8 protein-coding genes are annotated in these 11457 nt (G+C 74.3%); 5 read left to right on the plus strand and 3 right to left on the minus strand.

What is annotated here, in order from left to right; genetic code table 11:
• Positions 1-830: hypothetical protein (locus tag RI554_08180; GenBank protein ID MDR9391990.1), on the minus strand; the 830-nt coding region annotated here is incomplete at its 3' end.
• Positions 831-905: 75 nt separating this feature from the next.
• Here RI554_08180 and RI554_08185 point away from each other — a divergent pair.
• The 4 genes from RI554_08185 (at position 906) to RI554_08200 (ending at position 5777) form a co-directional block, all read left to right on the plus strand.
• Complete coding sequence (locus RI554_08185) at positions 906-2123, plus strand: sugar ABC transporter permease (protein MDR9391991.1); 1218 nt, start codon at positions 906-908, stop codon at positions 2121-2123.
• Entirely contained in the window at positions 2120-3040 is a 921-nt protein-coding gene (locus tag RI554_08190) for a carbohydrate ABC transporter permease (GenBank protein MDR9391992.1), read from the plus strand. The genes RI554_08185 and RI554_08190 overlap by 4 nt, the downstream gene beginning before the upstream one ends.
• 107 nt (positions 3041-3147) lie before the next feature.
• Positions 3148-4476 (plus strand): extracellular solute-binding protein, encoded by a 1329-nt coding sequence (locus RI554_08195; GenBank protein ID MDR9391993.1) that lies wholly within the window; start codon positions 3148-3150, stop codon positions 4474-4476.
• Positions 4477-4580: 104 nt separating this feature from the next.
• Positions 4581-5777, plus strand: a complete 1197-nt coding sequence (locus RI554_08200) for a coproporphyrinogen-III oxidase family protein (protein ID MDR9391994.1) — start codon at positions 4581-4583, stop codon at positions 5775-5777.
• Between the two features lie 9 nt (positions 5778-5786).
• Here the strand turns inward: RI554_08200 and RI554_08205 are convergent, their stop codons facing one another.
• Positions 5787-10577 carry an NAD-glutamate dehydrogenase gene (locus RI554_08205; GenBank protein MDR9391995.1) on the minus strand — a complete coding sequence of 1597 codons (4791 nt, stop codon included), beginning with the start codon at positions 10575-10577 and terminating at the stop codon, positions 5787-5789.
• Between the two features lie 127 nt (positions 10578-10704).
• Between RI554_08205 and lspA the strand changes: the two genes are divergently transcribed.
• Positions 10705-11199: a signal peptidase II gene (lspA, locus tag RI554_08210; protein ID MDR9391996.1), complete on the plus strand. Its 495-nt coding sequence runs from the start codon at positions 10705-10707 to the stop codon at positions 11197-11199.
• Positions 11200-11220: 21 nt separating this feature from the next.
• Here the strand turns inward: lspA and RI554_08215 are convergent.
• Positions 11221-11457, minus strand: a 237-nt coding sequence (locus tag RI554_08215; GenBank protein ID MDR9391997.1) for a hypothetical protein, incomplete at its 5' end; no start/stop codon positions are given.

Genomic DNA, 11457 nt, shown 5'->3' on the forward strand with positions numbered 1-11457 from the left:
GCCGGGCGGGACCGCGCCGGGGGGGCGGCCGCGCCGTCGTCGGGGGGCAGGAGGTCGCCCTCGACGCGTGCACCCGCCGCCGCGAGGTTCGCCGCGGCCGCCGCCAGGGCGTCCGCGTCGAGGTCCACCCCGACCAGCGCGGCGGCGGGCCCCAGGGCGATGCGTTCGGCGAGGAGGGTCCCGCCGCCGCACGCGGCGTTCACGACGCGTTGGTCGGCGGGCGTCCCGAGCCACCGCCAGGCGGCCGCCGCGACGGTCGCGTCGAGGCCGCCGGGCCGGTCGACGACCCGCCAGGGGCGGACCGACCAGGGGCGCGGCGTCGTGCGGATCACGACCTCCCACCCGCGGCCGACCGCATCGGGGGTGCGCCGGAGGCGCACGCGGAGGTCGCCGTCCTCGGGGGCGTCGGGGAGCCCGACGGCGTCCGCCCACGCCGCGCGCAGGCGCCGCGCGACCGGCGTGTCGGCGCCGGCCGCCTCGAGGCGGAGGCCGTGGAAGGTGCCGCGCATGCGGACGCCGCGGAGTTCCGCCGCGACGGCGCGCGCCGCGGCGTCCCCGAGGAGCGCCTTGGGGCGGGGCACGTCGAACGGCACGACGCGCTGCAGCGACGTCGCGGTCCGGACCGCGTCGGGGCCGGGCGGGGGGCCGTCGCACAGGAACGGCACCGCGGCGGCGTGCCCGTCGTCCGCTTCGCCGGCGACGGCGGGCGGGAGCGGCGTGACGCCCGGGTGCGCGGCGAGCTCGTCGCGGGCGAACGGCGCGAGGCCGGGCCGCACCTCGAGCTCCCAGCGGGGGCCGGCGGGGACGGGCGCCATGAACGTCGGGGGCATGCCGGCAGGGTACCCGCGGGCGGGACGCCGCGCGCCCTGACGTTGCGCTGACGCTCGGGGGGTGACCATGGCGTCGTGCAGGAGTCCGCTTCGCCGCTCGGTCGCGACGCCGGCCCGCGTCGGCGCCGGCGCGTGCGCTGGCGCGGCGAGTGGCTGACGGGGTACGCGATGGTCTTCCCCGCGACGGCGCTCATCGCGATCTTCGGGTTGTTCCCCATCGGCTACGCGATCTACATGAGCCTCTACCGCTGGCGCATCCGCCAGGGCGGCTTCGTCGGGCTCGACAACTACGAGAAGGTGCTCGGCGATTGGGGTGGGGCCGCCGCCTTCTTCGGGGGGCTGGCGTTGATCCTCGTCGCGCACCACCTGTGGACCCGCGCGTTTCGCGCGCACGCCGGTTGGCGCCGCTACGGACCGCTGTTCGGGGCGGTCACGTTGCTGTCGGCCGGCATCGCCATCGCGCTCGGCTGGGGCCGCATGGTGGAGGCCGGCGAAGCGCGCTTCCTGGGCGGCCTGATCCGCACGACGTACTACGGGTTCCTCAGCGTCCCGATCCAGATCGCGTTGGCGCTCGTCCTCGCGAGCCTCCTGTTCCAGCGGTTGCGGGGCAGCGAGACGTTCCGGATGCTGTTCTTCCTGCCGTACGTCACGCCCGCCGTCGCCGGCGCGGCGGTGTACGCCGCGCTGTTCAGCCCCCGCCCCGAACGGCCCGTCAACACCGTCCTCGGGTGGCTCGGCATTCCTGCGCAGGACTGGCTGTTCGAGACCGACCCGGTGCTGGAGCTGATCGCGAACGGCGTCCTGGCGCGCGTCGCGCGCCTCGCCGGGACGGAACCGATCGAGGTGGCGTTGTCCGGGTTCTGGGCGGGGCCCAGCCTGGCGCTCGTGACGATCATCGTGTTCGGGATCTGGACGTACACCGGCTACAACGCCGTCATCTTCCTCGCCGGCCTCGCGAACATCCCGCGCGACCTGTACGAGGCGGCGGAGATCGACGGCGCCAACGGCCGCCAGCGGTTCCTGCACGTCACCATCCCGATGCTCTCGCCGGTCACGTTCTACCTGACGGTGCTCGGCTTCATCGGGACGTTCCAGGCGTTCACGCACCTGTACGTCATGCGGGTGCCCGCCACCCGGGACGCGGTCGACACCGCCAGCGTCGTCATCTTCGACACCTTCTACAAACGCAACGACTTCAGTCTCGCCGCGGCGCAATCGATCGTGCTGTTCGTCATCATTCTGATCCTCACGCTGTTCAACCAGCGGGTCCTGGGCGGGCGGGGCGCGCGATGAGGAACCTCCCCGGCCGCCGCGGACGGACCGGGTCGGGCGTCGCGCCCCCGGCGCGCGACGCGCAGGTCCGCCTCGATACGCCCCCGCCCGCCTTCCGCCTGGTGCACCTCCCCGTGTACGTCGCGCTCGTGTTCGGGGCGATCGTCTCCGCCACGCCGTTCCTGTACATGCTGTCGACGTCGCTCATGAACCTCGGCGAGACGATCAACCGGCAGCTGCTGCCCGACGCGCCGCAGTGGGGGAACTACGTCGAGGCGTGGTCGAACGCCTCGTTCGACCTCTACATGCGCAACAGCATCATCCTGAGCGTCGTGACGATCCTCGGGGTGCTGTTCACGAGCACCCTCGCGGGGTACGCCTTCGCGCGCATCCGCTTCCCCGGCCGCAACGTCCTCTTCGCGATCCTCCTCTCGACGTTGATGATCCCGGGCACCGTCACGTTCATCCCGCAGTTCCTGCTGGTGCGGGGCGACATCGTGCCCTGGGGGAACTGGCTCGACACCCTCCCGGCGCTGACGATCCCGTTCTTCTCGACGGCGTTCATCATCTTCTTGTTCCGGCAGTTCTTCGCCGAGATCCCCGACGAGCTGTGGGACGCCGCCCGCCTCGACGGGGCGGGACACCTGCGCTTCCTGGTGCAGGTGGTCGTCCCGATGAGCCGACCGGTCCTGACGACCGGGGCGCTGCTGACGTTCGTGAACACCTGGAACGAGTTCCTGTGGCCCCTGCTGGTGACGTACACCCCCACCTGGCGACCGCTCGGGGTCGGGCTCTACACCTTCATCACCGAAGCGGGACCGGAGACGCACCTGCTGATGGCGGGCTCGGTCATCACGATCGTGCCGGTGTTGATCATCTACTTCTTCACGCAGAAGCAGTTCACGGAGGGCATCGCGACGTCCGGCCTGAAGGGCTGAACGCCGCTGGGCAGGGGCCCTGACGCCGACCTTGCACGGGCATGACGAACGGGCGACACACTCGAAGGGTCCGACGTCGTGGACCCCGTATCTCGAAAGGAGCTCCCATGAAGACCCTCTTCGCTCTCCTCGCCGGCCTGAGCGTGACGTTCGCCGTCGCGCAGGACGTCGAGTCCCTCGACCCGTCCGGCCAAACCGTCATGTTCTGGCACCAGCACAGCACCGAACGCCTCGAGGCGCTCGATGCGATCATCGACGACTTCAACGAAACGAACGAGTACGGCATCACCGTCCAGCAGGAGTACCAGGGCGGCTACGGCGACATCTTCCAGAAGATGCTGCCGATCCTGAACACCTCGAGCGCCCCGAACCTCGTCGTCGGGTACCAGAACCAGGCGGCGACGTACGCGATCGGCGACGGCATGACCGACCTCACGCCGTTCGTCGAGAGCGAGCGCTGGGGCCTCACCGACGAGGAGAAGGCCGACTTCTTCCCCGGCTTCTACGCCGCGGACGTGTTCCCGTCCTTCGACAACCAGCGCTTCGGCTTCCCGCCGAACCGCTCGATGGAGGTCATGTACTACAACGCCGACTGGCTCGCCGAGCTCGCCGACGCCGGCGCGATCTCCTTCGACGGCCCGCCCACCAGCCCCGAGCAGTTCCGCGAGGCGGCGTGCGCCGCGACCGATACGCCGTTCAGCGGTGCGCTGGCCGACGCCTCGCTCGGCTACAAGCTGTCGACCGACGCCAGCCGCTTCGCCTCCTGGACGTTCGCGTTCGGTGGGGACGTCTACGACTACGAGGCCGACCGCTACGCCTACGATGCGCCCGAGGCGGTCGAGGCGATGACGTACCTGCAGGACCTCTTCGAGGACGGCTGCGCCGACTTCGTCACCGAGCGCTACGGCGACCAGACCGACTTCGGGCAGGGCACCCTGCTCTTCACGGTCGGTTCCAGCTCCGGCCTGCCGTACTACGACAGCGCCGTGAGCGAGGGTGCCGGCTTCGAGTGGAGCGTCGCGCCGCTGCCCCGCACGACCGAGGACCCGGTCATGAACGTCTACGGCGCCAGCGTCTCCATCCCGACCGGGCACAGCCCCGAGGCGGACCTCGCGACGTGGCTGTTCGTCAAGCACTACACGAGCCCCGAGGCGCAGGCGACCTGGGCGAAGGCCAGCAACTACTTCCCGGTCCGCCAGAGCGTCGCGGACGGCCTGTCGGACTACTTCGCGGAGAACGAAGCGTACGCGACGGCGTTCGAGCTGCTGCCCTTCGGCACGACCGAACCGCCGGTCCCCGGCTACGACTTCGTGCGCGACAACGTCGAGGCGGACATGGCGGCGATCATGGACGGCGACGACGTGACCCGCGTCCTCGCGACCCTGACGTCGGAAAGCAACCTGATCCTGGACGACCAACTCTCCGCGATGGAGTGACGTCCCGACCCAGGACGAACGTGCGCGGCGGGGCCTTCGGGCCCCGCCGCGTTCGGTTCGCCGCGCGTCCGCCCCACCCGCCGTGCGCGCGTACCCTGGGGGGCGTGCCCGACCTCCCCGCCCCGTCGGCGTTGTACGTCCACGTGCCCTTCTGCCCGCACGTGTGTCCCTACTGCGACTTCCACAAGATGCGTCGCGACGAGGTGCTCGTCGGGCGCTACCTCGATCGCCTCGAGGTCGAGATCGCGGACCTCGCCGCGCGCTACGGCGGGCCGCTGGAGACGGTGTACCTGGGGGGCGGGACCCCGTCGCACCTCGACGACGCGGAACTCGACCGGGTGCTCGGCGCGATCCGCGCCGGGTTCGGGGGGCTCGGGCGGCGCGAAACGACGCTCGAGGCGGACCCCGGCACGTTCGACGCCGCCCGGCTGGCGCGGTTTCGCGCCGCGGGCGTGACCCGCGTTTCGATCGGCCTGCAGAGCACGTTTGATCCCACCCTGCGGTTCCTGGGGCGCGCGCACGACGCGGCGTCCGGCGTCGCGGCGGTGGAGGCGGCGGTCGCGGAGGACCTCGACGTCGCGGTCGACCTGATCGTGGGGGTGGCGGGCCGGACGCCGGACGCCGACGTCGCCCGCCTCGCCGCCGCCGGCGTCGGGCACGTCTCGGTGTACGCCCTCACGGTGGAGCCGTTCACGCCGTTCGCGCGTCGCGGCGTCCGCGTCGACGAGGACCGCGCCGCGGACGACCTCGCCGCCGCGGAGGCGGCGCTCGAGGGGGCCGGCTTCCGCCGCTACGAGGTGTCGAACTACGCCCGACCCGGGCGCGAAGCGATCCACAACGCCACCTACTGGCACGGCGCGCCGTTCCTTGCCGCCGGCCCCAGCGCCGCGGCGTACCTGCCCGACGGCCCGTACGGCACGCGCGTCACGGCGCCCCCCATCAAGGCGTGGCTGGCGGGCGACGGCGGGGAGCGCGAAGCGCTCGACGGCGACGCCCTCCTGCTCGAGCGGGCGTTGACGGGCCTGCGGACGGCGCGCGGCGTGGACCTCGCGGCGTTGGGCGCCGCCAGCGGCCGTAACGTGCGGGCGGCGTGGGCGCCCGGCCTGGATGCGGAGCGCGCCGAGGGCCGGCTGGAGCTCGTCCCCCCCGCCGCGCTGGCCGGGACGCCGGCCGCGACGTCGCTGCGCCACGCGACCGGCGCCGACGACGACGCCGGCACGATCCTGCGCGCCACCCCCGCCGGCGTCCAGGTCCTCGACGCCGTGGTGCGGCGGCTGGTGGGCGCCGCCGCGCTCACCTGACGCGGCGCGTCAGGCGGCGCGCGCGACGGTGCGGACCAGCACCGTCGCGGCCGGCAGGTCCAGGGCCTCCTCCGCTTCGGCGCGCGCGAGGAGGGCATCGAGGCGGGGGGCGAGATCGAGGTCCTCGGTGAGCCACCGCTCGAGGCGGGCGGGGCCGCCGTCCGGGACCGCCCGGAGCGACGCGGCGGTGAGGCGCGCCTGCGCCGCGCGGAGGTCCGCCACGAGGCCGGACGCGGCGATGCGTTCCCACGACCCGGCGCGTTCGCGTTCCGCGATGCGGTCGCGGAGCCAGCCGAGGCGGAGGCGTTCCCCGAGCGCGAAAAAGCGGCGCCCGACCGCGTCGAGGGCGTACCCCTCGGGCGCCAGGGTGCGCGCGACGTCGGCGGCCCCGAGGGCGGCGGGGAGGTGCTCGAGGAGCGCCACCTCGCGGGCGCGGGCGTCGCTCAGGCCGGCCTTGACGAAGGCGCGGGTGCGCCGTTTCGCGTGGCGCGCGTCGCGCCCCGCCAACCAGTCCATCAACGCCGTGCGGGCCTCCCCGAGCGGCGGCCCCAACGCCGCGGCGAACGCCGCCATGTCCTCCTCCGCGCGGCCCTCCTGCAGGATCCAGGCGACGACCCCCCCGACCGCGTCGACCATCGCGTGAATCGCGGCGTAGCGGGCGTCGGGCGTGAGCGACGCGTCGCCGTCGACGGCGGCGACGAAGGTGGGCGCGTCGAGCAGGTCGGTCGCCATGACGCTGGCGCGCAGGATGCGGGCGGCGGGCGCGCCGGTCGCGCGGACGGTGCGGTGCACGAACGTCGGGCCGAGCAGGTCCACCACCCGGTTCGTGGTGACGGTCGCGACCATCTCGCGGCGGAGCGGGTGGGCGGCGAGCGCCGCCTCGTGCGCCTCGCGCACGGCGCGCGGCACGTCGGCGAGCAGCAGGCCGAACAGGTGCGGGTCGTCCGGCACGTCGGTCTCCAGCAGCCGGCGCTGCACGCCGATCTTGGCGTACGCCAGCAGGATCGCCAACTCCGGCCGGACGTACGTCTCGCCCGCCGCGAGGCGGGCGCGTCGCTCGCGCGGTCCGGGGAGGCACTCGACGTCGCCGTCGAGGCCGCCGTGCATCTCGAGGTACCCGTGCAGCGACGCGAACAGGCGCGGGTCCTCCTGGGCGCGGCGTTCGGCGAGGGACAGCGCGAGCGCCTGCCGGTCGGCGTCGGCGAGGACGAGGTCGGCGACCTCGTCGCTCACCGAACGGAGGAGGGCGTTGCGGTCCTCCCACGCCAGCGCACCGGAGGCGACGGCGGGCTGCAGCGCGATCTTGAGGTTGACCTCCCGGTCGGACATGTCGACCCCCCCGACGTTGTGGATCGCGTCGGTGTCGATGCGGCCCCCCGACCGCGCGAAGGCGACGCGCGCGCGTTGCGTGAAGCCGAGGTTGCCGCCCTCCCCGACGACGCTCGCGCGGAGGTCCTCGGCATCGACGCGAACGTCGTCGTTCGCCGCGTCGCCGACGTCCGCGTGGCGTTCCGCGGCGGCCTTGACGTACGTCCCCACCCCGCCGTTCCAGAGCAGGTCGACGTCGGCGCGGAGGATGGCGCGCACCACCTCGGGGCCCGACGCCGCGTCGGCGTCGAGGTCCAGCAGGGTGCGCGCCTCGTCGGAGAGGGGGATGCGTTTCGCGTCGCGCGGCCACACGCCGCCGCCCGGCCCGAGCGCATCGGGGTCGTACGCCCCCCAGCTGCCGTCGGTCGCGCCGAAACGGCGGCGGCGTTCGGCGTAGGCGCGCTCCGGGTCGGGCTGGGGGTCGAGGAACACGTGGCGGTGGTCGAACGCCGCGAGGAGGTGCACGTGCGGGCCGACGAGCATGCCGTTGCCGAAGACGTCGCCGCCCATGTCGCCGATCCCGACGGTGCGGACGGGGCCGACGTCGGGGTCGATCCCCCGCTCGCGGAGGTGCCGGCGGACGCTGACCCACGTCCCGCGGGCGGTGATGCCCTCGGCCTTGTGGTCGTAGCCGTGCTCGCCGCCGGACGCGAAGGCGTCCCCCAACCAGAAGCCGCGCGCGAGCGCGATGGCGTTCGCCGCGTCGGAGAACGTCGCGGTGCCCTTGTCCGCCGCGACGACGAGGTACGGGTCGGGATCGTCGTGGATCACGGTGCGGTCGGGGTGAATGATCGCGCCGTCGCGGCGGTCGTCGGTGACGTCGAGGAGCGCCCCGATGAAGGTCTCGTACATGCGCCGCACGTACGCGCGGAGCTCCGCGGGGTCGTCGGGGGCGTGCTCGACGACGAAACCGCCCTTGCTGCCGGTCGGGACGATCACGGCGTTCTTCGTCGTTTGGGTCTTCATCAAGCCCAGCACCTCGGTGCGGACGTCGTCGGGCCGGTCGGACCAACGGATGCCGCCGCGCGCCACCCGCCCCCCGCGCAGGTGGACCCCCTCGACGCCGTACCCCGACACCGCGATCTCGTACGCCGGGCGGGGCTCCGGCATGCCGCTCACCCGCCCCGAATCGATCTTCAGGGCGATCGCGCCCCCCTCGCGGGCGTAGTGGTTCGTGCGGACGACGGCGGCGACCAGGTCGTGCAGCCCCCGGAGGGTGGCGTCGCCCGCCAACGACGCGACGTCGGCGAGGGTCGCGACGAAGCGGGCGTCGGCGTCGGCGACCGCGGCGACGCGGGCCGGGTCGTGACCGTCGAGGGGGTCGCTCGGGCCGGGCAGGTCGGGGTCGTGCCGGGCGGCGAAGGCGTCGAGCAACGCCGCGGCGGCGGCGGGGTGCCGCACGAGGGTGCGGGCGACGAACGTGCGGCTGGCGGCGACGTGGATCTGCACGTACGTCCGCTCGAGCGCCCGCAGCAGCATCACGCGGCGTAGGTCCAGGTCGGCGGACAGCACGAGCGCGTCCAGCTCCCCCGTCGCGACGCCGCCCGCCAAGATCTGCTGGACCGCGGGCACCAGCCGCGGTCCGTCCCGCGCGGGGTCGAGCGGCGCGCCGTCGGCGCGCTCGACGCGGTAGACGTCGATCGCGAGGCCGTCCGTCCCGACCGGGTAGGCGGTCTGTTCGATGGCGCGCAGGCCGAGGTTCTCGAGGCGGGGGAGGACGTCGGACAACGCCAGCGGGGCGCGCCGGTGCGCGATCCGCAGCCAGGTGCCCGCCCGACCGGCACGCAGCGCCACGCGCGGCGCGTCGTCGCCCGGCGCGCAGGCGTCGAGCAGCGCGAGGTCGGCGAGGGCGTCGTCGGGCGTCGCGTCGGTCGCGTAACGGTCGGGGAGCGCCGCGAGCCACCGCTCGACGCGGCGGGGGGCGTCCCCCCCGCGATCGTGCGCGGCGCGGCGGACGCGGTCGGCCCACGTCCGCGACAGCTCGCGGACCTCCGCCTCGAGGGCGGGTACGTCGAGGGCGTCCGCGGCGCGGGAGGTGACGAAGAAGAAGTGGAAGCGGACCTGCGCCTCCTCCTCCCCCATCGCGAGGGTGTAGTCGACGTGGTCGGCGTCCAGGCGGGCGGCGAGGTGCGTCTGGATGGCGCGCCGCACGTCGGCGTCGAAGCGCTCGCGCGGCATGACGACCATCATCGCGACCCCCCGCGCGAGCGGGTCGGGGCGGACGGTGAGGGTGACGTCGCGCTCGTGCTCGAGCGCCATGACGGTCCGCACGTCGCGCCACAAGCCGTCCGCGTCGCGCCAGAACAGTTCCGTGCGGGGCATCGAGTCGAAGATCGTGACGATCTGCTTGTGGTCGTGCGAGCCGGGCGCCGCCCCGTCGAGGGCGAGGACGCGCCGCAACTTGCGGCGCAGGATGGGGATCTCCTGGACCGGCGTCGCCAGCGCCTTGCTGGTGAACAACCCCAGGAAGCGCCGTTCGCCGCGCACGGCGCCGTCGGCGGCGAAGCGCTTGACGCCGACGTAGTCCATGCGCGCCGCCCGGTGAACGGTCGCTTCCGCGTTCGTCTTCGTGACGATCAACGGCGGCGCGCCGGTCACGCGCGCGCGGAGCTCGGGCGGCAGGTCGCGCAGCGGGACGGGGGCGCGGTAGGCGCTCGCCTCGACGGCGCGGAGGATCCCGAGGGCGGAGGCCCCGTCGGCCTGCAGGACGGGGTCGTCGTCGCCCACGACGTCGTAGCGGCGGTAGCCGAGGAAGACGAAGTGATCCTCGTCGAGCCAGGCGACGAAGTCGGCGTCCTCGCGGAGGGCGTCGGCGTCGAGGGGGACCTCCCCCGCTTCGGCGCGGTCCGCGAGGGCGCGGAGGTCGTTCGCGACCTCGTGCGCGCGGTCGCGCATCGCACCGTAGTCGTCGGTGGCCCGCACCACGTCGTCCAGCACCCGCCGGAGGGCCGCCTCGAGGTCCGCCCGGTGGGCGTCGTCGCCCAGCGGATCGATCCACCACACCTGGTACGCCTCGCGCGTCCCCGTGTCCCCGAGCGTCGCGATGCGGCCGTCGCCGTCGCGCTCGACCGGTACGACCGGGTGCAGCAGGTGGCGGGGCCGGGCCCCCCGGCGCTCGAGCTCCGCGCGGACGGAGTCCACCAGGAACGGTCGGTCGCGGGCCGCGACCTGCACGACGTCGAGGTCGGCGCTCCAGCCGTCGCGGTCGGCGTCGGGGGCCCGGACCCGTACCGCGGGCGGGCCGCCGCCCGCTTCGTCCAGGAAGCGGTAGCCCTGCCGCGCCATCGCGGCGAGCGCGGGCGCGCCGAACCGGGCCAGGAAGGCCGGGTCGGCCCGCGCAATCCACGCCTCCGTGAACCGCGCGAGCGGGCCCTCGGACCCGCCCGCGTGCGCCGTCACCTCGCGTCGTACGTCGTCGGCCGTCGCCGCCATGGCGCCGTTCCCTCCCCGCACCCCCCGGGACGGCGTCCCGGACCGGTGCGCTCCATCTCGATGCGGCAGGATACCCCCGCGGCGCGGGCGACCCCCCGGGCCGCGGGCGGCGGATACACTCCGCAGGATGCCGTTCCTCGTCGCCACCGTCCTGGTGGTCCTCGACCAACTCGCGAAGGCGTGGACCGTGGCGACGCTGCCGTTGAACGCGCCCGGGATCGCGGTGTGGCCGGACGTGCTGGAGCTCAACTACGTGCGCAACACCGGGGCGGCGTTCGGGTTGTTCCGCAACGTCGACCTGAGCGTCGGGCCGCTCGACGTGGACGGGACGTTCCTGCTCGGGGTCCTGTCGCTCGTCGTCGCCCTGTGGCTGGTGCGGACCCTCGCGCGCGACGCCCGCGCCCTGGGGGCGTGGACGCGGGCGGCGCTCACGCTGATCCTGGCGGGCGCGGTCGGGAACATGATCGACCGCTTCCGCCTCGGCTACGTCGTCGATTACGTCGACGTGTACCTCGGCAGCTACGACTTCGCGGTGTTCAACCTCGCCGACGCGTCGATCAGCGTCGGCGCGGTCCTGTTGGTCCTCGCGACGTTGTTGCGGGACCGGCCGCGCCCCGCCTGAGGCCCGGCTTCGCCCGCCCCCTCACGGGCCGTCCCGGTCGGCGCGGGCGCCGACCTCCACGACGCGGGGGCGGCCCGCCAGGTCGGGGTGGACCGTCACCGCCCGCCCCGCCGTCGCAGGGCGGGGCCGGAGCCAGGCGGCGAACGCGTCGGCGTTGCGGGGGTCGGCCTCGAACAGGGCGACGGCGTGGGGGGCGAGGTCGGACTCGACGTCGGTCCAGACCGCCCGCAGGACGTCGAGCCCGTCGGGCCCGCCGTA

The sequence above is a fragment of the Trueperaceae bacterium genome, from assembly GCA_031581195.1.
Lineage (GTDB): Bacteria > Deinococcota > Deinococci > Deinococcales > Trueperaceae > SLSQ01.